The following is a 21,789-nucleotide window of genomic DNA, read 5'->3' as shown; positions in this document are numbered from 1 at the left end:
CCGACGCGTTACTGACCCACCGCCACACTCGTCGGCGCCTCACCCGGCGTCACGATGCTGTTCAGGTCGATGTGTTTCCACTCCGGCTTGGCCCCCAGCCGTGCGTTGAAGCGGTAGTTGAAGGTGAATTCATCCGCCGTCGCCACGCTCAGCGGTTTGCCGTACACCGCCTCGATTCCCGGCAGGTCGTAGCCCATCAACTGCAGCAGGGTCGGGAAGATGTTGTAGTGACTGGAGCGATCCTTGTTCGCCGCCAGTTGCGCCGACCAGTCGAGCGTCTGCAACTGATCGCCCTGAATCACCACCAGCGGCACCAGCCCTTCTTCCTCCACCGGGTCGCCGCCGCAGTGGGTGTTGAGTCCCGGATTACCGCGCTCGTGCAAATCCTGGCCGTGATCCGAGGTGTAGATCAGCAGCGCGTTGTTCAGATTGGCCTGGGCAAACACCCGCGAGAAGAACTCGCCGACGTTCCACAGCACGGTGTTCTTGTAGGCGTTGCGATACAGCACCCAGTCATCCGGCTGGCCGTTGAAACCGGTGCGTTCGCCGGTGTCGGCGACTTCCGTGAACTGCCCGCGCGGCAAGGTCGGACGGTAAGCCATGAAGGCGTCCGGGTATTTGTCGTGCACCGGAAAATGCGCGCCGACCTTGTTGATCAGCACCAGCTCCGGTTTGTCGTCGTTGAGCAGTTCGATCAACTTGGCGGCGGCGGCCATGTCGCGGTCGCGCACGCTGGTCTGGTCGAATTGCACGAATTCGTCGATGTCCTTTTTTTCGGCATCGTTCATCAGGTTCTGCAGGTTGCCGCCGGTGCGCTGAGCGTCGATGTAGACCGTGCGCATGCCGGCTTTTTTGGCGTACTGCCAGATCGACGGCAGCGTGCTGTTGATCCGCATGTAGTCGGCGCGGGTGCCGCCGTAGCGCAGGGTGATGTTGGTGTCGGCGCTGCAATTGGCGATGGACGCCGCGTAACCGTAATTGAAGATCTCGACGCCCGGACGGGCCTGCTTGAGGTTGCTGTGCACACCGAACGGCGCGTTGATGTCCAGGTAATTGCCGGAAATGCTCTCGTCGATGATCAGCACGATGTCATGGCCGACCGCCGGACCATTGCGCGCCAGGGTCACCGGCTCACGCGGGCCGACGGTGTTGTGCAGCGCTTCGTAACCGAACAGGTTCAGATAGGCCAGCGGCGTGTACATGATCGGCAACCCGCGCGCGCCCTCGCCGGCGCGCACGAACAACACGGCGCTGAGCAGCAACACACCACACAACGGCGCAGCGATCCGCAAGGCATTGGGCACCGGGATCGCGTGTCGTGGCTTGAGACCGATCCCGAACAACAGCAGCAACCCGTTGAGCAGCCCGTGGATAATCGCCCCCCGGTACTGATACGCCGCCTCCTGGATGAAGCCGCCGGAGTACACCAGCGAGACGAAACTGCTGTAGGTCAGGTAATCGGCGGTCACCCTCGTATAAACATCGAAGAACACCGCCGAAACAAACAGGGTTAATGCGAACAAATGCCGAATGAAAGTCTGACGTATATAGGCTGTTAGTAATAATGCGAAAGTCAGCGTCAAAAACATCGCGCCAAAAAGAAGTACTGCCAACCCCATACCCATCGCATTTAAGCGGTCAAGGTAATATTCGAAATAAAGCAGCAGATAAATAATTAAAAGCAGTTCTTTCAGGTATCGAAACATGGCAATTCCGGGGCGCGTCCGACGAGACATGGTCAATCATTTGTCGGTCAAAATCTGACACTAGCACCGGGCCATCAAAGCGCAAGAAATGTCGGACATAATGCAAAAGCGTCAAAAAACTGTTGACTCAAATCTGACACACCCAAGTCGTTAAAACCCTTGAATTTCGCGGCCTACGACCGTTTATCGTTTTCTTCGGAATGTGAAAAACCCGTCAAGAACGGGACAAATCCATCTACAGCAAGCACTTGATGGCCTTTCGCCCCCAAAAATGGGGGTGTTATACCCTTGCAACATGTCATTTTGCTGACACGCTTTCCCCACGCTGCGCTATACCCCTTTTGACAGTTCCATTTCGATCTTCCATCACCGTCTTACGAGGCACGCCAATATGGACGTGAGCGTATTTGGTACGGGCTATGTTGGCCTGATACAAGCAGCCGCACTTGCCGATGTCGGACATCGCGTATTGTGCGTCGATATTGACCCGAACAAGATTAAACAACTGCAACAGGCAGTACCGCCTATTAGCGAACCGGGTCTTTCGGCAACTTTGGAAGAAAACATCAAGGCCGGGCGTTTGTTGTTCAGCACCCAGGCCAGCGATGCGGTGGAACATGCCGCACTGATCTTCATCGCCGTGGGCACGCCGGCCGACGAAGACGGCTCCGCCGACCTCAGCCATGTACTCAACGTGGCGCGGCAGATCGCAAGCTTCATGGAGGACGATCGCACGCTGATCATCAAATCCACGGTGCCGGTCGGCACGGCGGATCAGGTGCTGCACACCGCTGAAGAAGAACTGCAGCGGCGCGGCAAAAGCGCCCTGGCGGTGCGGGTGGTGTCCAACCCGGAATTTCTCAAGGAAGGCAGCGCCCTCGCCGACTGCATGCGGCCGGACCGGATTATCGTCGGCACCCGCGACGACCTGGCCCGCGAGCAGATGAGCGAGCTGTACGCGCCGTTCTGCCGCAACCACGAAAAACTGATGTTCATGGACAACCGCAGCGCCGAGCTGACCAAGTACGCGGCCAACGCGATGCTCGCCACCCGCATCAGTTTCATGAACGAGCTGGCCAACCTCACCGAACTGCTCGGCGCCGACATCGAAGCGGTGCGCAAGGGTATCGGTTCCGACCCGCGCATCGGCTATCACTTCATCTACCCGGGCTGCGGCTTCGGTGGCTCGTGCTTTCCCAAGGACCTGCGCGCCCTGCTGCACACCGCCGAACACAACGGCATGCCGCTGAAACTGCTGCGCAGCGTCACCGACGTCAACGACGCGCAGCGGCACATCCTGTTCAGCAAACTCAGGGCGCAATTCCCCCAAGGCCTGGCCGGCAAGTCGATCGCGATCTGGGGCCTGGCGTTCAAGCCGAACACCGATGACATGCGCGAAGCCCCCAGCCGCTATCTGATGGATGCGCTGTGGGCCGAAGGCGCCAGCGTGCAGGCCTACGATCCGGAAGCCATGTCCGAGTGCCGGCGCATTTACGGTTACCGCAATGACCTGCACCTGTGCGCCACCCGCGACGACACCCTGGAAGACGCCGACGCCCTGGTGATCTGCACCGAGTGGAAGAATTTCCGCGTGGTGGATTTCGAGCTGCTGGCCAGCAAGCTGCGCTCGAAAGTCATCATCGACGGACGCAACCTCTACAACCCGGAACAAGTGGCAGCCGCCGGCCTGCACTACAGCGGCATCGGTCTGCGCCACATCGCGCCTGACGGGTTGCGGCCATGAAAATCCTCGTCACCGGTGCGGCCGGCTTCATTGGTGCTCATGGCGTGCTGCGGCTGGTGCGCGACGGGCATCAGGTGATCGGCCTGGACAACTTCAACGGCTACTACGACCCGCAGCTCAAGCACGATCGGGTGGACTGGGTGCGCGAGCAGGTCGGGGATTTCCAGCTCGCCACGATTGATCTGGCAGACGCCTCGGCGCTGGAAGCGTTGTTCGTTCGCGAACGGCCGCAAGTCGTGGTGCACCTCGCGGCGCAGGCCGGGGTGCGTTATTCGCTGGAGAATCCAAGGGCTTATCTGGACAGCAACCTCGACGGTTTCCTCAACATCCTGGAGTGCTGCCGCCGGCACCCGGTCGAGCACCTGATCTACGCCTCGTCGAGTTCGGTGTATGGCGCCAACCAGCGCACGCCTTACTCGCTGCAGGACGGCGTCAATCACCCGCTGTCGCTGTACGCCGCGACCAAGAAAGCCAATGAATTGATGGCCCACAGTTACAGCCACCTGTTCGGTATTCCTTGCACCGGGCTGCGGTTTTTCACGGTCTACGGGCCGTGGGGCCGGCCGGACATGTCGCCGATCCAGTTCGCCAAGGCGATCAGCGAAGGCTCGCCGTTGAAGCTGTTCAACTACGGCGAGCATCAGCGCGATTTCACCTACATCGACGACATCATCGAAAGCATCGCACGCCTGATCGAGCGGGCGCCCCGGGCCAATCCCGAGTGGGACCGCGAACAACCCGATCCGGCGAGCAGCATGGCCCCGTGGCGCCTGTTCAACATCGGCGGCCAGCACCCGGTGGCGCTGAAAACCTACCTCGCCCTGCTGGAAAAACACCTCGGCCAGAAAGCCGTGGTCGAGCTGCTGCCGCTGCAGCCGGGCGATGTGCTCAACACCTGCGCCGAGGCCAGTGACCTGGCCCAGGCCACCGGGTTCCAGCCCCGGATAGAGCTGGATGAGGGACTGCGGCGGTTCATCGCCTGGTTCCGCGATTACTACCCCACTGCCTATCGCCCACGCGCCGAACGCGGCTGACCATCAGCGGAGGACTCCATGACTGGACATGAGAAAGGTGTACCGATCCAACAATTGGTGCGGGACAAACGCATGGATCCGGAACAGCGAATGCGCCTCGACGCGGCGATCCATCGCCAGGGTCAGGGCTGGATGACCGGCCGCGAAGGTGGCCGGCCGTGGCAACTGTCGCGCACCAACCGGGTGGTGGCCTGCCTCGGCGCGCTGATGATCCTGCTGATGATTTCGCCACTGCTGATCGGTCTGGCGCTGGCCATCAAGTTCACCAGCAAAGGCCCGGTGATGTTCGTGCAAAAGCGCACCGGTTATCGCGGGCGCAAGTTCGGCATGTACAAGTTCCGGACCATGGTCGCCAACGCCGAAGAGCTCAAGGAGTCGCTGCGCCACCTGAACAAGCACGGTGCCGACGCCATCGACTTCAAGATCGACCAGGACCCGCGCATCACCGGGATCGGCGGCTTCCTGCGGCGCACCAGCCTCGACGAACTGCCCAATCTGATCAACGTAGTGACCGGCGACATGCGCCTGGTCGGCCCTCGCCCGACCTCGTTCAACGCCTACCGCTACAAAGACAGTCACCTCGCCCGTCTGGCGATCTACCCCGGCATGACCGGCCTGTGGCAGATCTCCGGACGCAGCAATATCGACTTCGACCAGCGCGTTGAGTTGGACCTCAGCTATATCGCCGAGCAGAGCCTCCTGCTTGATCTGAAGATTCTGTTGAAAACCCCCTTCAAAGTATTCAGCGGCCACGGAGCAAGCTAATGGACGGTTCAACCAACAAAAGCCTGAGCATTGCCAGCCCCAGCGAGTCGAATCTGACCTCGACCGTGCTGGACCTGGATCTGCGGATCCTGTTCCTGACCGCCGCCAACCCCGGCGCCGGCACCACCACCAGCGCCCTGGCGCTGGCCAGTCAACTGGCGCAGATGAGCAGCGGCCAGGTGCTGTACGTCGATGCCAGCCAGTCGGCGAGCAACCTCACCCAGCAACTGAACCTGAGCAAGGAGCGCGGCCTGCGCGACCTGCTGTTCAACCGGGAAACCCCGCCGCTGTTGCAGGACTGCGTGGTGCAGGTGTCGAGCTTGCCGTTCCACGTGCTGCCCAACGGCCGGCCGATCCGCACCATGGAACACCTGACCGCCGAGCGCTTGAGCCCGCTGCTCGATCAACTGGGCGCTCAGTACCGCTTTGTGGTGATCGACGGCGACGCGGTGTATTCGGCCGCCGACACGCTGGTCATCAGCACTCAGGTCGACGGCGTGGTGTTCGTGGTACGCGCCGAAGACACCCGCTGGGAAGTCGCGCAAGCGGCGGTGCAGCGGTTGACCCAGGCCGGGGCAAAAGTGGTCGGCAGCGTGTTCAACCGGCGCAAGTACTACATGCCCAAATGGCTCTACAAAAACCTGTAAGCAACCGCAAAGGATGACGCCATGAACGCCAGGATTCTTGTGCTGCTGATGCTGCCGCTTGCAGGCTGCTCGAGCACCTCCGAAACCCAGAACATGCCGGTGAACATTCTCACCGCCACCCCGGCCAACGCCCAGGCCACCGACATGCCGAAGATCGAGCAGACCCTGCGCCCGCAGGATGTGCTGGACGTGATCTTCCACATCAGCACCAGCGGCTCGGACGCTTACCGCGTGCAGTCGGGTGACCAGATCGGCCTGAACTTCACCGCCGCCAGCCAGCTCAACGGCAACCAGTTGGTGCTGCCGGACGGCACCATCGAACTGCCGGGCGCCAACACCTCGGTGAAAATCGCCGGGCTGACCAGCGAAGAAGCGCGCCAGGAAATCCAGCGCGCCTACCAGCGCAAACAGCTGTTCCAGCCCAACCGCAATCAGTTGACGGTGCAGATCATCAGCCCGCTGACCAACGAGCAGAACCTGAAAAGCGCCCTCAACCACCCGGCCACCGGCATGAGCCGCGAGATCACCGTCGGCACCGACGGCTACGCGAGCTTCCCGGAAATCGGCGCGGTGCCGCTGCAAGGCATGACCGTCAACCAGCTCGAAACCTTCCTCAACAAGAAGTACGCGCAACTGCCGGGCCGGATGACCGTGGACGTGCTGCTCAAGTCCACCGCCGGCAACGAGATCTACGTGCTGGGCGAAGTCGGCCAGCCGGGTTCCTACCCGATCCGCCGGCCGGTGTCGGTGCTTGAAGCGCTGACCCTGGCCCGCGGCACCAACGTCAAGGCGCGGCTCGATTCGGTGATGATCATGCGGCGCAACGGCAATCAGGTGCAGGCCGTGCGGTACGACGTCGAGAAAGCGTTGTCGGGCGAGGCACCGCAAATCGCCTACCTGCAACCGGACGACATGCTGTACGTGCCGAAAACCAAACTGGCCAGCGCCGGCGAACTCGCCCGGCAACTGGCCGACGTGGTGCTGTTCCAGGGCGTGGGCTTCAGCTTCGGCTACCGCGTCGACAACAAAGACAGTGACAGCAACTGACTCTCAGGTGACCGACATGAATCCAAAGGAAAACTACCTGCATGAGTTCTTCAGGATCTTCTTCGCCAACAAGCAACTGGTGAAACGGGTCTTCCTGATCTTTGCAGTGATCGCGCTGGTGCTGCCACTGTTGCTCAAACAGAGCTTCGATATCACCGCTCAGGTGATCGTGCAGTCGAAAAAACTTTCACAGGGCGACGCCACCACATCGCTCACCGTGGACAACGCCACCTTCATCCCGCCGTCGCTGGCGGACATGGAAACCGAGAGCAATATCCTGCGCTCGCCGGCGCTGATCCGTCAGACCATCAGCGAACTGCGCGACAAGGGCGAATACACCCCGTCGCCCGGAATGTTCAACAAGCTGGTGAGCGAGCCGTTCAAACGCTACATCAGCTCGCCGCTGCGCCAGTACGTGATCAACCCCGTGCGCAACGCTTTGGGCCTTGAGACCGATCCGGTGCGCGACACCGCGCTCGATGCGCTGACCCAGCAAGCCATCGACAGCCTGAAAATCGAGACCCTGCCCGGCTCCAACGTGATCTCGATCGTCTACAGCTTCCCCGATCCGCACCAAGGCACGACCTTCGTCGCCGCCCTGTTGCAGAACTATCTGGTGAGCCGTCAGGCGCTGCAATCGATCGACCTGCCGCAATCGTTCTACGAGTCCAAGAAGCAGCTTTATCAAGTGCGCCTCGATGGCCTGGAAGGCAACCGTCAGGCACTGCTGGAAAGCGTCGGCTCGTCGGATCCGAAGGAGGAAATCACTTTCCGCCTGAACGCGATCAACACCGAAGAGCAGGCACTGAACCTGTACCAGGATCGCCTGCTGCAAAGCCAACGCTGGCTGGAGTACCTGAAAACCAGCCTGGCCGCCGCCAGCAACAACAAGCTCAATGACTACACCTTCCCCTACACCTTCACCACCACCGTCGACAACGTGGCGTTCGAGGACCGGGAAATCAAACAGCTCGGCGAGCAACTGACCACTCAGGTCAGCCGCTACATGAACGATCTGGCGGTGTTCCAGCCCGGCAGCGAGCCGATGCTGCTGACCCGCGAGCAGATCGCCCGCACCCGCCAGCAGTTCCTCAAAGTGGTCAGCAACCGCATCCAGGAACGCACCAACGACCTGGCCGTGGTGAAACAGGTGATCGATCAGAAAACCGCGCGCATCGCCGAGTTCAAGAACCGCATCCACGAGTTGCAGCAGACCCAGAGCAAGCTGCGGCAGATGGACACCGAGATCGACGCCATGCACGCCGCGTTCTCGACCTACGCCCAGCGTTTTGCCGAAAGCAGCACCACCCGCTCGCTGAACGACGACTTGTCCAACGCCCGGGTCTTGAGCCCGCCGTTCGAGCCGACCGAAGCGGCGTTCCCCAAACCGATGCTGATCATTCCGTTCGGGCTGTTCACCGGTCTGTTGCTGGCGATTGCACTGGTCTACGTGCGTGAGTTCTTCGATCACCGCTTCAAACATCCGGCGCAAATCAGCCACGAGCTAGGCCTGCCGGTGCTGCTGGTGATCAACGACCAGAACACGCAGCCGAGCAATCCGCACAAGAACTGGACCGTGCCGAGCTTCGTACACTGGGTGCGCAATTGAACACGCCCTCTACCCAGAACGCCGCGCTGCCGATCATGCATTTGCTCAGCAGCGGCGGGTTCTACGGGGCCGAGCGGATGTTGCTCGATCATTGCCTGGCAACGCCGGGGCAGCACCAGGTGCTGTTCCTCGATGCGCCGCCGGAATTGATCGCGCGCTTTCGCGAGGCCGGCGTCGATGCACAAGGCTGCGCAGGGCTTGCTGCCCTGCTGCGGCACTTGGGTCAGCGGCGCGGTGAACGTCCGTTGATCAATACCCACAATTTCAAAGGCCTGTTGTTCGGTTGGGTCGGCGCCACGCTGTTGCGCCTGCCGCTGGTGATCACTCAACACGGCTTCACCCCGCGCAGCCGCAAGCAGAAGTTCTACACCTGGCTGAGCCTGCAACTGTGCCGCACGGCGTCGGTGGATCGAGTGGTGTGCGTCGCCGAGAGCATCGCGGTGTTGCACCGTCAGGCCAGCGTACGTGCGGAAAAATTGCAGGTGATCCCCAACGGATTGCCGGCAGCCGCCGCGCTGCTTTCCGATGCGCCAAGACAACGCTGGCTCGCCGGCTACGTCGGGCGCTTGAGCAGTGAGAAAGGCCCGGATCTGTTTCTCGACGCGCTGATCCCGCTGTGTCACCAGCACCCGCAACTCGACGCGGTAATGCTCGGCGACGGCCCGGAACGCGAAGACTTGCAGGCACGGATCGACGCCGCCGGTTTGCAGCAGCGCATCCGCTTGCCGGGTTATCAGACCGACATGCGTCACTGGTGGCAGCAACTTGATGCGCTGGTGATCAGCTCGCGCACCGAAGGCACGCCAATGATCCTGCTGGAAGCGATGCAGGCCGGGGTGCCGGTGGTGGCATTCGGTGTCGGCGGCATTCCCGATGTACTGGAGCACCGCCACAATGGCTTGCTCGCCGCCCCGACCGACAGCGCCGCCCTCGCCCGCCAGCTCGACACGTTGCTGTCAGAGCCGGGACTGGCGCGGCAACTGCGCGACAACGCAAAACGCACGCAACAGGACCGCTACGACCTCAAGGCCCTGGCCGAACGCTGGTCGCAGCTGTACATCCGCACGGCACGGGAGGCACGCGCATGATTTTCCCGCTCTCGATCGTCAGTCTGCTGGGCCTGGTCTGCATCGCTCTGCTGGCCAGCCCCTGGCCCTACCTCGCGCCGGGCGCAGTGCTCGGTCTGGTGGGGTTCGCGGTGTTGTACCGCAAACCGACCTGGGGCCTGCTCGGCATTGCCGCGTTGGTGCCGTTCGAGGGCTTCTTCAAGGACAGCCCGTTGTCCGGCAGCAAACTGATCGGCGCTTCGCTGGCGGTGATCCTGATGCTGCAACTGGCGATGCACCAGATTCCCTCGGATCGCCTGCGCAGCAATATCTGGCGCTTTCTGATCGCCTTCATGACCCTGTACTTTCTGAGCCTGCTGAACACCGATGACATGGGCATGTCGCTCGGTCACCTGCGGGAAATCAGCGTCGGCCTGATCCTGTTTGTCATCACCCTGCTGATCGGCCGCGAACTGAACCTCGACCTGTTCGCCCGGCTGGTGACCCTTGCCGTCAGCACGACCTGCGCCATGGCCATGTTCTCCACCAAATTCCAGGATCAGGGCCGCGCCGCCGGCCTGCTCGAAGACCCCAACGCCTTCGCCCTGCTGATCGCGTTCGCCATTCCGCTGGGCCTGCTGCTGGTGATCCGCAGCCCGAACCTGTTGCATCGGCTGTTCTGGGGCGGTTGCTGCCTGCTGTTGCTCGGCGGCATGACCAAGACCGAATCACGCTCCGGGCTGGTGGTGCTGGCCTTGAGTCTGGTGATCGGTTGCTGGCACTACCGCGCGCAACTGGCGCGGATTCGTCCGCGTCACCTCGGCTTTGCCATGCTCGGCGCGGCGATCGTGATTCCGCTGGCGATCTACGCGATGCCTGCCGGTTACATCGCCCGTATCCAGTCGCTCAGCGTATTGAGCGCCGGCGCCAAGGGGCACAATGACGAATCCCTCGGCCGCCGCGCCTCGTACATCGTGGTCGGCAGCCAGATGATCCGCGAGAACCCGCTGCTCGGCTCCGGCCCCGGCACCTTCCCGCTGCACTACGCCACCACCGGCTACGCTAAGGCGTTTTCCGCCAACCGCAAGATCGGCGACCTGTACCGTCGGGCGCACAACACCTACCTGGAAATCTTCAGCGAACTGGGGGTTCCCGCCGGTTTGATGTTCGTCGGCATGCTTGGGTTGGGCCTGTACAACCTGGCGCGGGCACGCAAGGAATGGATGCTGCGCCGCAACTGGCAGCAGGCGGATCTGATGACCCACCTTGGGGTGAGCTTTCTGTCGCTGACGCTGTTTCTGATGTTCCTCAGCGCGCCGAACCAGAAATACCTGTGGATCATGCTCGCGCTGACCAGCGTCCTGCGCCTGAAAGCCGAGCAGGCACCGATGACGGAGGCCAAAGCATGAGTCGGATCAGCATCGTCATCCCGATGTACAACGAGGCCCGGCACATTGGCCGCACCCTGCTGGCCGCGCAAAAAGCGGCGCATGCGGCGGATGTCGAATGTGAGCTGATCGTGGTCGACAACGGTTCGAGTGACGAAGGTCCGCAGATCGCCCGTCAGTTTGGCGCCCAAGTGCTGGTGATGCCCGGCCTGCTGATCGGCGCCCTGCGCAACCGCGGCACGGCGATCGCCACCGGGGAATGGCTGGCATTCATCGACGCCGACATCGAAATGCCCGAAGACTGGCTCACGCAACTGTTCGCCCTCGAAGCCGAAGGCCAGGCCGATGTCTTCGGGCTCGACCTGCACACCCCCGCCGCCGCGCCGTGGTACGCCACCGCCTGGCAACGCCGCACCTTGCGGCCGACCACCCATACCAGCCATGTCGTCGACTGGCTGCCCAGTGCCAACCTGCTGATGCGCAAGCGCTGGTTCGACAAGGTCGGCGGTTTCAACGAAACCCTGCGCACCGGCGAGGACAAGGAGTTCACCTTGCGCCTGAGAGAACACGGCGCGCGGCTGCTCTCGATCAATGAAAGCGTGGCTCTGCACTGGGGCTACGAAATGAACTGGCGCGAGTGGATGGGCAAGGAGCTGTGGCGCCAGGGCAGTCATCTGCAATTGCTGCGCAGCCACGGTTTCAGCCTGCGGCTGCTGCGATTTCCAATGTTGTCGATCTTCGTCTGGATTCTCGATTTCCTGGCGATATCCGCGCTGCTCGACGGTTTTCCCCATCACGCCGCGATCATGGTGATGCTCACGCTGGTACCGGGGCTGGTGCTCAGCGTGCGTCAGAGCGCCAAGCACCACAACGTCTGCCTGACCCTGCAACTGTGGGGCCTGCACTGGGTGCGCCTGCACCTGGCGGGGGCCGCGTTCATTCTCAGTCTGTGTCATTGGAACGCCAGGAGGCCTGCCCGTGGCTGAATTCATTTTCTGGATGTGCCTGCTGCTGCCGGTGTACGCCTATGTCGGCTACCCGCTGCTGCTGACGCTGCTCGCGCCGCTGTTCCCGGCGTGGCGCCACAGCCCGGCACCGCCGCTGAACATCAGCATCGTCATCGCCGCCCACAACGAAGCGCGGCACATCGAACACAAGCTGCGCTCGCTGCTGTCCCAGGATTATCAGCCGGCGACCCTGCAAATCATTCTGGCCAGCGACGGCTCCACCGACGACACCGTGGCCTGCGCGCACAAGGTCGTCGACCCGCGAATCACCGTGCTCGACCTGCCCCGCCAGGGCAAGGCCGCCACGCTGAACGCCGGCACGGCTTTGGCCACGGGCGACATTCTGGTGTTCACCGATGCCGACAACCAATGGTCGCGGGAAACCCTCGGCTACCTGCTGGCGCCGCTGAGCGATCCGCAGGTCGGCGCCTGCGCCGGGCACATGGTGATCCCGGTCACCGGTGGCGGCTTGAGCATCGGCGACAGCCTTTATCGACACTACGAAGGCTGGCTGCGCCGGGTCGAAAATCGCACCGGTTGCATGGTCTCCGCCGACGGCGCCCTGCTTGCCCTGCGCCGGGAACTGTTCGAGAACGTGCCGGCCGAGGTCAACGACGATTTCTTCATCAGCACCTGCGCGCCAGTGAAATTCAAACGCATCGTCTACGTGCCCGAAGCGCAAGTGATCGACCACGGCGTGGACGAAGCGGACAAGCAATTCCGCCGTCGCCAGCGGGTCACCGTCGGCGGCCTGCAAAGCCTGGCGCAACGTAGTGAACTGCTCAATCCGTTCAAGCATGGGCTGTATTCGATTGCGTTGATCAGCCACAAGTTGATCCGCCGCCTGGCGCCGATCCTGTTGCTGCCGCTGCTGCTGAGCAATTTCTGGCTGTGGGAAGAGCACGGTTTCTATCGCCTCTGCCTGATCGCGCAACTGATCGGCTACGCCATCGCGATTGCCGGCCTGCTGGATTCGCAACACCGCCTGCCCAAGCCGTTCCGCCTTGCGGCATTCCTGCTGGTGACACTGGCGGGCATGAGCATCGGCCTGTGGCAGTTCCTGCGCGGCCAGCGTTATGCCCAATGGAACCCTGACCAAAACCGTTGAGAGGGATCGAGCCATGGCGATCAAGCAACTGATTAAACGCACCAGCGGCTGGCTCTATCTCAACTCGTCCGTGGGGCGCAACCAGCTGCACGGCGCCGGCGTGATCCTGATGTTGCACCGGGTGCTGACCAACGACCGCGCCGCCGACCTGCCACACCGCAACGAACTGTGCGTCGGGCCCAAGGCCTTCGAACACTTGCTGGTGTGGTTGCGCAAGCATTTCGATTGCGTGCCGCTGATGGAAATCCTGCAGCCCAACGCCTTGCGCACCGAGCGCCCGCGAGTGGCGCTGACCTTCGACGACGGCTGGCGCGACAACGCCGCCAACGCCTTTCCGCTGCTGCAGAAACATCAGGTGCCGGCGAGCATTTTTCTCTCCACCGATTTCATCGGCAGCCGTCAGCGCTTCTGGTGGGAAAGCATCGGCGAAACCCTGTGGGGCAGCCATGGCGAAAAACCGCGCATGCACCTGATCGAATATTTGCAATCGATCCATCATCCCGTGCCGGTGCTACTGGACGACATCGACGTGGACCGGCGCAGTCTGACCCTGTTGCATTACCTGCAAGGGCTCAAAGCGCTTGACCCGATGATGCTCGAACGCCTGACCGACGAGTGCCCGCAAGAGTCGCAACCTCAGGCACTCGACTGGCATCAGGTGCGGGCAATGGAGTCTTCCGGCCTGGTGCGGTTCGGCCCCCACGGCGCCAGTCACGCCATCCTCACCGGCCTTGACGATGTGCGCCTGGGCGAAGAAATCAGCCGCAGTCGCGATGCCATGCTCAACGGCTGCAACCGGCCGCTGCCGGTGTATTGCTACCCCAACGGCGACAACGACGAGCGGGTGCGCGAACAGATCGCCCATCACGATTACCCCTTCGCGCTCGGCACTGGCAGCGGCATCTATCGCGGCACCGGTGATCCGCTGAACCTACCACGCTTCGGCGTTAGCCAGCGCACCGCGCGCAATCCGCAACTGCTGTCGTGGCGGATCTATCGCGGGGCGCGACCATGAGTCGAGGCAGTTACCTCAAGCATCTGGCGCTGAGCATGGGCACCAAACTGGCGATGATCGCCCTGCGCCTGCTGAGGAATGTGCTGCTGGCGCGAATTCTCGGCCCCAGTGAGCGCGGGCTGTTCGCCCTGCTCAGCACCCTGCCCGATCTGATCAGCGCGGCCACCAGCGGCGGCTTGAATTCTGCTGTTGGTTATCAAGCGGCCAAGCAACGGCCGATGGGTTTGTTACTCGCGCAGGTGCTGGTGTTCGGTTGTCTGCTGGCGGGTCTGCTGACCTTGTTGGTTGTGGCGCTGGTGCGCGAGTTCGGCAGTGAACTCGACGTGACCCTGCAACTCGGGCTGCTGGCGTGGCTGTTGCTGCTGGCGGTGCCGTTGACTGTGCTCAAAAGCGGTCTGCTGACCTTGCACAATGCGTCCGGCGGCGTGGTCGCGTTCAATGCCTTGCGACTGGTGGAATCTCTGGCGCCACTGCTGCTGTTTCTCGCGTTGTTCTGGATGTGGAAAGAAGCGGCCCTTGAAGCGGCGCTGATCAGTTGGCTGGCCGGCATCAGTCTGGTGGTATTGGTCGGCTGGCTGTGGCTCAAACGCGCGCAGCCGTTGCAGCTGCAATGGGATCGCGCGAGCCAGAACGAACTGCTGCGCTTCAGTGCGCGCAGCCATCCGGATCTGCTGTTCCAGCAAGTGATCCTGCGTTCCGATTACCTGTTCATTGGCGCCCTGCTCGGCAGCACAGCCCTGGGGCATTACGCGATGGCCAGCGCCGCCGCCGAGTTGCTGCTGATCGTTCCGGAAGCGGTGACCACACCGCTGATGAAACGCCTGCTGCAACAGGACGAAGGCATGGACAAGGTCACCCCGCTGGCCCTGCGCCTGACCGCCACGGTGATGCTCGGCGCCTGCCTGACCATGGCCGTGATCGGCGAATGGCTGATCGTCACCCTGTTCGGCGTCGCCTACCAACCGGCGTATCCGGCGCTGCTGGCATTACTGCCGGGGCTGCTGGGCCTGTGCTACGCGAGCATCCTGCGCCTGGACCTGATCGGCAAGAATCGACCCGGCACGGTGTCGCTGCTGATGGGGATCGGCGCGCTGCTCAATCTTGCGCTGAACCTGCTGCTGATTCCGGCCTACGGCATCGTCGGCGCGGCGGCGGCGTCGTCGATTGCCTATCTGGCGGTGACCGTGGCGATGCTGGTGTTGTACTGCCGGTTGAGCGGTGTGGCGTTCTGGCAAACCCTGATCATTCTGCCCAGCGACCTCACGCCGATGTGGCTGATGTTGCAGCGTCGTTTTTTACAACGGAAGTCAGCATGAAAGGCCTGGCCCTGCTGCTCGGTCTTGGCCTGTCGCTGGACGCCTTCGCGGCGTCGATGCGCTGGGGTGACATACGCGACGGCAGCCTGTACCTGCAAGCCGATCGCCCCGACACGGTGACCGTGCGCTGGGCGCCGGCGTGGCAGGCGGAGGCCAACGAAGAGCACATCTTCCTGCTCGACGGCCGGGGTAAATTGCAGGGCGAGCGCTTCATCAAGGCCAGTGAAACCCGTGGCAGTCAGAGCTGGCCATTGGCGCCGGGGGCCGCGAGTTATCAGCTGGAAATCCCCGGCTACAGCTTCCGCAGTTATCGGATCGAGCACGACGAAAACACCGTGGCCCTGTTCGCTCCGGCCAAGGTGCATTTCAGTGCAGAAACCCGTAACGGTGATGAGCTGTATTTCAAGGTCGCCGCCGGTGAGCACGCGATATTGGCGGGCAAGTTCCACGGCGGGGTCAGCGCCCTGCAAGCGCAGCGGGTCGGCGATGGACAACAACTGTCCTTGGCGCTGAAACCCTATCGCGCCTATTGGCAGTTCGATCAGGTGGCGTTGCCGGTCAGCGAACGCGAACAGGTCTGGCGCCTGCGTCTGCAAGGCAGCGGCAAAGCGGCGTTCTGGCTCGACGGCACGGCCAATCTGTTCGCGCAGACCCCGCAACAGCTCAAATCGCTGCGCGAAGACGACGGCCAGACGCGTCTGACCCTGCACGACAAAGTCCTCGGCCGCACCCCGGATCTGGGCATCGCCCTGCCCTACGTGATGCCGCCGCCCGCCAGCCATCCGGTGCTCGACGCGCTGAAACCGACGGCTGCCAGTTACTACAGTTTCGTCGACGTGACGGCAAAGAAGCCGCACTTCGAAGATGCCTTCCGCCAGCTCTATCAGGAACGTTTCGGCATTCGCCAAGACATCACTTTGCTCGCCGGCAGTCAGCGCCAGGCCGATCTGCGCGCCGATATGCAAAGCAACAGCGGCCTCGACGCCTGGCTCGCCGGCACCCGTGCACTCGGCGGCAAAGGCACGCACTACATCGGGTTCGCCGACGAGCCCAACCTGAATTATTCGAGTTACGAGCAATACCGTTCGATCTTCACCAGCATGGCCCGGCAAGTGCGCAGCGATCCGGCGAATGCCAAGGCAGGCGTGCGCATCGCGATGCCGGCCAGTTCGCGATTGGTCAACGGGCCATTCGCTGATAACGCGGCGACCAAGCGTGGCATCGACTGGGCCCGGCGCCTGCTGAGTGAGTCCGCCGATCAGGTCGATGCGCTGGCCTGGCACGAATGGATGATTCGCGACCTGCTCGCCACCCGCGTGTACCGCGACAGCGTGCGCCGCGCGGCGGATCTGGTCGGCCTCGATGCCAAGGGTCAGCCGCGCAAGGCCTTGTTGCTGGACCAGACCAACCTGTCCAGCGGCTCGAGCCTGAGCCCCTATGATCAGGAAACCCATTTCACTTCGCTGTGGTGGGCCTCGGTGGTGATCAACGCCTCCCAGGACGGCTTGCTGACGATGCTCAACTGGTTCCAGGCCGCCGATGAACCGCAATACCCCAAAGGCATGTTGCGGGTGCTGGGCGATGACCGCTTCGAGTTGAAACCGGTGGGCCTGGCCCAGCAGTTCATCCAGCAGCACTGGCTGCACAACGTGCTGTGGCTGGAGAACGATGCGTTCGAAGTCGATGTGCTGGCGATGGCCGGCGACGATCAGCGCGGGCTGCTCGGCGTGAACAAAGGTACGCGTTTGCAGCGTGTCGATCTGGCGGGCGCCAAGTGCCCATTGAACAACGGCGCGCTGCGCTACTTCGGCGCCGACAACCGCAGCCGCGACGCGCCTTTTCGCTGTCAGGACGGTCGCGTGCGCTTCGAGCTGCCGGGACAGACCCTGTTTGCCCTGAGCTGGAGTGCCTCATGACCGCCCTGTTGATGTCCGGCCGCGCTGGCCTCTGGCCGCGCGATGACTCGTCATCAGGAGCAACGACCATGAACATGCTGCGCAAACTGACTGAAAACCTACGGCAGAAAGGACTCACTGCCACCGTGAAAAAGATCTGGAAGCACTGCATTTTTTCTCACCAGGAACTGCTGTGGATGGAGCGCGATCTGGTCAGTCCGGTGCCACCTCACAGCCTCAAACCCTATCCGCCGCTGCGGGTGGTGAAGATCACCCCGGACAACGTCAGCGCCTTCGCCCGCCACTTCGGTGACCGCGTCGGCACCATGGCGGAACTGGCTCGGGAAAATCACACCGGGCACATGCACCTGGACGACCAGGGTCATGCGGTGGCCTTCATCTGGGGCACCGCTCAAGACTACTTCGACCGTCACTATTACGGCTGCATGTTCCCGGTGAAACCCGGCGAGTTTTTCGAGTTCGGCGGCGAACTGACCCGCTCGTACTGGGGCACCGAACTGTCGGTGGATCTGCAACTGGAACTGTGGAAAGCCATGGCTGCCCAGGGCTGCGACAAGGTGGTGGACGTCTGCGAGTTCCACAACATCCCGGCGCTCAAGCTGCACCTGCGCATGGGCTATACCGAACAAGGCCGGATCATGAATGTGTATGAGTTGTTCGGTCGCTGGCGCTTCTACCGCGAAACCCGCTACAGCGGCTCGCGCCTGGACGCGCTGCGCAAACCTTCCCGTCCACCTGTCACAGCAACGGCGACCTGAGCCTATGGCGCAATTCGAATGGCGCACCTCGTTGTGCGCACCTGATTTCCCGGCGGCGGCCTATGAAGCGCTGCGCCTGCGGGTGACGGATCACACGCCGTTCAACAGCCTCGACTGGCTGTGTGCGGCAGAGCAGGCGCTCGACGCGCACGAGCGGCTGCATGTATTGCTGGGTTGGGAAGCAGACGAATTGCGCCTGTGCCTGCCACTGGTGGCGAGCCGTGAACGGTTTTTCGGTTTGCCGTTTCGGGTGGTGCATCACCTCGGTTATCCGCTGGCCGATCGCCTGGCGTTGTTATCGCTGCTGAACGCCGAAGATATGCGTCAGGCCCTGCGGCTGATTCGCCAGCGAGTGCCCCACGCCCTGCTGCAACTCAACGAAATCGCCGAACCGGTCGGCGACGAAAGCGTGCTCACCGAATGGATGGCCCACAGCTCCACCGGCGAACGTCGCTTGAGCTGTCGGGTGCCGGTGCACCTGATCAGCGACACCGACCGTCAGGAAGTCTCGGGCGATCCCCGCTACAAACTGCGCCGAGCCCGCAAGCGGATTGCCGCGTGCGGTGCCGAAGTCCGGCGGATCATTCCCGATGCGACCAGCATGGGCCCGTTGCTGCAGGCCATCAGCGAAGTCGAAGCGGTGAGCTGGAAAGGCGACGAAGGCGTCGGGATCTTTGCCAGCGAGCGCAGCCGCCGTTGCATGGAAAACGCCTTCACCGCCCTCGCCGCTTCGGGCCGGGTGCGCGTGGTGATGCTGGAGCTGGACGGACGATGCATCAGCTATCGACTCGGCCTGTTCGAGCAGGGCCGGCTCTACGATTACAACCTCGCCTTCCTGCCGCAGTACGCCGACCTGGGCAGCGGCCGGGTGTTGCTGGAGGAATGGATTCGCTGGGGGCTGGACGATAACTGGCGCTGGATCGATGCCTCCCGGGTCAGCCTGGAAAACTCCAGCCATCAACTGCACGAACGCATGACCGGGCAACTGGAACACTGGCGCTGGAGCTTCTACTCGTGGCGCCCGAGCGGTCTGTTGCTGGGGCTCGGTCTGCGCGTCTGGCACCGGCTCAAGCCTGGGTTGCAACAATGGCGGGCGAAGCGTGCGACGGCCAAAGCGGCAGCCATTGCGACACCTGTGATCAACCCCACCAAGGAGGGCGAACATGCCTCGCCAAGTCATAGTCAACGCTGACGATTTCGGCCTGAGCCCGAACGAAAACGCGGTGATCCTCGGTGCGTTCCAGGCCGGGCTCATCAGTTCTGCCACCGCCATGGCCAACATGCCGGCGTTCGAAGCGGCCTGCGCCATGGCCCGGCTGCCGCTGCTGGAAGGCCGGATCGGCCTGCACTTCAACCTGACCTACGGCCGGCCCTTGAGCCGGGCCATTCTCGAACGTCGCACCTTCTGCGACAGCCACGGCGTGTTCGACCTCAGCCTGCCTCGCCACAGCCTGTGGCTGGGCCGGGAAGATCGCGAGGCGGTGCAGGAAGAATTGCAGGCGCAGTGGCAGCGCTGCGTCGATCACGGCGTGCGTCCCAGCCACCTCGATTCGCATCAGCACGTGCACAATATCTGGCCGATCGGCGAGATCGTCGCGCGCTTCGCCGCCCATCAAGGTGTGCCGGTGCGGCTGGCACGTAACCTGGGGCAAAACCTCAGCCTGCCCAAACGCGTGTTCAAGGGTTTGCTCAACCGCCGATTGCAGGGATTGGCCGGGGTCACGGCCGATTACGTCTGCACCCCGGTGGACCTGCGCAACGCTGCTGCGCCGACCGACGGCGTGCTGGAAATCGTCGCCCATCCGAACCAGCTCGGTGCGGATTTCGGCGACGCGTATCTGCAACCGGGAGAGTCCCTGAGCCGCGTGCTAGAGCAGCGGCTGGCGGGCGTCCCACGGGTTTCCTATGCCGATCTGAACAAGGATTTTCTACGCGGTGCTGCGGCACTCTGAACCGTTACACAACTTGCAATACATTCAAAGCTGGCGCTTTGACATGGACTTGCAGGGGTGATCTATACCCACAAAAGCGTCATCCACAACACCCGGGCTTCGGCCACGGAGGGCATCATGAGCGTCATTGAAAAGCTGCGCGAACGTATCAAGCAAAAAGGCCTGGGCCGCACCTTCGGCACGTTGTGGAAACGCTACGTGTTCTTCCATTGGGAACTGTTGTGGATGGAGCGCGACCTGGTCAGCCCGGTACCGCCGCACAAGCTGCGCCCCTACGACGGCCTGCGCAAAGTCGACATCACCGCCGAGAACGCCGGCGCGTTCGCCAAGCACTTCGGTGACCGCGTGGAAACCATGGCCGAGCTGGCCAACGAGGGCCATACCGGGCACATGTACCTGGACGCCGACGGCCATGCGGTCGGGTTCATCTGGGGCAGTATTCGCGACTACCACGACCGCCACTATTACGGCTGCACCTTCCCGGTCAAACCCGGCGAGTTCTTCGAATTCGGCGGCGAAATGATTCGCGCCTACTTCGGCAGCAGCCTGTCGGTGGACGTCCAGGTCGCCCTCTGGGAAGCCATGGCCGCCCAGGGTTGCAACAAGGTGGTGGACGTCTGCGAAACCCACAACATCCCGGCGCTGAAACTGCACATCCGCATGGGCTACCACGAACAGGGCCGCGTCACCCACGTCTATTGCCTGTTCGGCAAATGGCGCTTCTTCCGCGAAACGCGCTATGAGGGCTCACGCCTCGATCCGCTGCGCAAGCCGGGACGGCCGGTGGTGACGGCGGCTGCGCAGGCTTGAAACAACGAAGGCGGCCATTCGGCCGCCTTCGTAATGCTCCATTCGCGCTTCAGCGCTTCACCCCCACCCACGTAAAACACATCGGCATCTGCGCCTCGCGGTTCTGGTACTGGTCATACACTTCTTCCCGGTTCGAGTGCGGGTATTCCTTGAAGTGCGTGATGTTCAGGCCGGCCTCGATGGCGGCGGTGAAGATTGCGCCGAGGCTGTGCACGAACCAGTAGGACTTCGCAGCCGGCTGTTCGATCTTGCCGACGTAGACGATCGGTTTTTCAAGCACGAACGGTTCTTCGCGGAAATACGAGGTGGCGAGACGAAACGGGTCTTCGGCCTCGGGGTCGACCATTTCCAGGAACGGGTGGGTTTCGTAGATCACCAGTTGACCGCCCGGTTTCAGGGTCGAGGCGACGTGGCGGAAGCATTCGCCGATGTCGGGCATCCAGCCAAAGACGCCGATGGTGATCAGCGCGACGTCGAAACGGGCGCGCAGCGAATCAGGCAAATGATGAATATCGGCTTCGATGAATTCGGCGTTGTGCGGCGAACGCTTGTTCAGTTCGCGGGCCTGTTCGAGAAACGCCCTCGATTGATCGATGCCGACCACGCTCCGTGCGCCGAGGGCGAACAGTGACAGGCTTTCGCGGCCATTGTTGCAACACAGCTGCACGACGTCTTTGCCATCGACACCGACCTGCTCGAGCAAGCCGCGAAGGGTGTCGTCGAGGCAGGAAAAGTCAGCCTGCGTGACTTCGGTCAGCAAGGCCTGCCAGTCGGGCGAATCCTGGTGATGACGGGCGGAATCGTTCCACGCCTGACGATTGCTCTCGACGGCGTTTTTATTGTTTGGCACTTCCATGGCGCACTCCGGGCGATGCTCACAATTGAGCGGCCCGAGTCTAGTTCAGCCTCGCGTTACAGGTT

General features: G+C 62.5%; 19 protein-coding genes. 17 read left to right on the top strand and 2 right to left on the bottom strand.

Annotated elements, in window-relative coordinates:
• Window positions 1-8: 8 nt before the first annotated feature.
• Complete coding sequence (locus tag ABTV87_RS10975) at window positions 9-1,706, bottom strand: sulfatase-like hydrolase/transferase (protein WP_433899476.1); 1,698 nt, start codon at window positions 1,704-1,706, stop codon at window positions 9-11.
• A gap of 391 nt (window positions 1,707-2,097) precedes the next feature.
• Between ABTV87_RS10975 and ABTV87_RS10970 the strand changes: the two genes are divergently transcribed.
• The 17 genes from ABTV87_RS10970 to ABTV87_RS10890 all read left to right on the top strand — a co-directional run bounded on the left by ABTV87_RS10970 (window position 2,098) and on the right by ABTV87_RS10890 (window position 20,868).
• Window positions 2,098-3,450, top strand: coding sequence for a UDP-glucose dehydrogenase family protein (locus tag ABTV87_RS10970; RefSeq protein WP_007956193.1), 1,353 nt, complete (start codon window positions 2,098-2,100; stop codon window positions 3,448-3,450).
• On the top strand, window positions 3,447-4,484 hold the full coding sequence (locus tag ABTV87_RS10965; RefSeq protein ID WP_433899475.1) for an NAD-dependent epimerase: 1,038 nt from the start codon (window positions 3,447-3,449) through the stop codon (window positions 4,482-4,484). Before ABTV87_RS10970 ends, ABTV87_RS10965 begins: the two co-directional genes overlap by 4 nt.
• Window positions 4,485-4,502: 18 nt before the next feature.
• Entirely contained in the window at window positions 4,503-5,249 is a 747-nt protein-coding gene (locus ABTV87_RS10960) for a sugar transferase (protein WP_007956191.1), read from the top strand.
• Window positions 5,249-5,896 (top strand): CpsD/CapB family tyrosine-protein kinase, encoded by a 648-nt coding sequence (locus ABTV87_RS10955; protein WP_221535076.1) that lies wholly within the window; start codon window positions 5,249-5,251, stop codon window positions 5,894-5,896. Before ABTV87_RS10960 ends, ABTV87_RS10955 begins: the two co-directional genes overlap by 1 nt.
• A 21-nt stretch (window positions 5,897-5,917) precedes the next feature.
• Window positions 5,918-6,943 (top strand): polysaccharide biosynthesis/export family protein, encoded by a 1,026-nt coding sequence (locus tag ABTV87_RS10950; protein WP_262157764.1) that lies wholly within the window; start codon window positions 5,918-5,920, stop codon window positions 6,941-6,943.
• A gap of 16 nt (window positions 6,944-6,959) precedes the next feature.
• Window positions 6,960-8,552, top strand: coding sequence for a GumC family protein (locus ABTV87_RS10945; RefSeq protein ID WP_433899474.1), 1,593 nt, complete (start codon window positions 6,960-6,962; stop codon window positions 8,550-8,552).
• Between the two features lie 35 nt (window positions 8,553-8,587).
• Entirely contained in the window at window positions 8,588-9,640 is a 1,053-nt protein-coding gene (locus ABTV87_RS10940; protein WP_433899846.1) for a glycosyltransferase family 4 protein, read from the top strand.
• Window positions 9,637-11,007, top strand: a complete 1,371-nt coding sequence (locus ABTV87_RS10935) for an O-antigen ligase family protein (RefSeq protein WP_433899473.1) — start codon at window positions 9,637-9,639, stop codon at window positions 11,005-11,007. Before ABTV87_RS10940 ends, ABTV87_RS10935 begins: the two co-directional genes overlap by 4 nt.
• Entirely contained in the window at window positions 11,004-11,972 is a 969-nt protein-coding gene (locus ABTV87_RS10930; RefSeq protein ID WP_127797565.1) for a glycosyltransferase, read from the top strand. Before ABTV87_RS10935 ends, ABTV87_RS10930 begins: the two co-directional genes overlap by 4 nt.
• The gene (locus ABTV87_RS10925; protein ID WP_127797564.1) at window positions 11,965-13,101 is read left to right on the top strand and encodes a glycosyltransferase; all 1,137 of its coding nucleotides are present in this window, start codon (window positions 11,965-11,967) and stop codon (window positions 13,099-13,101) included. Before ABTV87_RS10930 ends, ABTV87_RS10925 begins: the two co-directional genes overlap by 8 nt.
• Before the next feature lie 13 nt (window positions 13,102-13,114).
• A complete protein-coding gene (locus ABTV87_RS10920) occupies window positions 13,115-14,116 on the top strand; it encodes a polysaccharide deacetylase family protein (RefSeq protein WP_433899472.1) in 1,002 nt (333 codons plus the stop codon).
• Window positions 14,113-15,432 (top strand): lipopolysaccharide biosynthesis protein, encoded by a 1,320-nt coding sequence (locus tag ABTV87_RS10915; protein ID WP_179695627.1) that lies wholly within the window; start codon window positions 14,113-14,115, stop codon window positions 15,430-15,432. The genes ABTV87_RS10920 and ABTV87_RS10915 overlap by 4 nt, the downstream gene beginning before the upstream one ends.
• Entirely contained in the window at window positions 15,429-17,348 is a 1,920-nt protein-coding gene (locus ABTV87_RS10910; RefSeq protein WP_433899471.1) for a hypothetical protein, read from the top strand. The genes ABTV87_RS10915 and ABTV87_RS10910 overlap by 4 nt, the downstream gene beginning before the upstream one ends.
• A gap of 68 nt (window positions 17,349-17,416) precedes the next feature.
• Window positions 17,417-18,106: an N-acetyltransferase family protein gene (locus tag ABTV87_RS10905; RefSeq protein WP_433899845.1), complete on the top strand. Its 690-nt coding sequence runs from the start codon at window positions 17,417-17,419 to the stop codon at window positions 18,104-18,106.
• Between the two features lie 4 nt (window positions 18,107-18,110).
• A complete protein-coding gene (locus tag ABTV87_RS10900; protein ID WP_433899470.1) occupies window positions 18,111-19,298 on the top strand; it encodes a GNAT family N-acetyltransferase in 1,188 nt (395 codons plus the stop codon).
• Window positions 19,270-20,058: a ChbG/HpnK family deacetylase gene (locus ABTV87_RS10895; RefSeq protein WP_221535068.1), complete on the top strand. Its 789-nt coding sequence runs from the start codon at window positions 19,270-19,272 to the stop codon at window positions 20,056-20,058. The genes ABTV87_RS10900 and ABTV87_RS10895 overlap by 29 nt, the downstream gene beginning before the upstream one ends.
• A 117-nt stretch (window positions 20,059-20,175) precedes the next feature.
• Window positions 20,176-20,868: a GNAT family N-acetyltransferase gene (locus ABTV87_RS10890; protein ID WP_375746598.1), complete on the top strand. Its 693-nt coding sequence runs from the start codon at window positions 20,176-20,178 to the stop codon at window positions 20,866-20,868.
• A 49-nt stretch (window positions 20,869-20,917) separates the two neighbouring features.
• Here ABTV87_RS10890 and ABTV87_RS10885 read toward each other — a convergent pair whose 3' ends face one another.
• The gene (locus ABTV87_RS10885) at window positions 20,918-21,724 is read right to left on the bottom strand and encodes a class I SAM-dependent methyltransferase (RefSeq protein WP_433899469.1); all 807 of its coding nucleotides are present in this window, start codon (window positions 21,722-21,724) and stop codon (window positions 20,918-20,920) included.
• Window positions 21,725-21,789 lie beyond the last annotated feature (65 nt).

The organism is Pseudomonas sp. PSE1(2024), assembly GCF_050990555.1.
GTDB lineage: Bacteria > Pseudomonadota > Gammaproteobacteria > Pseudomonadales > Pseudomonadaceae > Aquipseudomonas > Aquipseudomonas aphyarum.
Note: the sequence above shows the minus strand (reverse complement) of the source record. Positions and strands in the feature narration are given on the sequence as shown.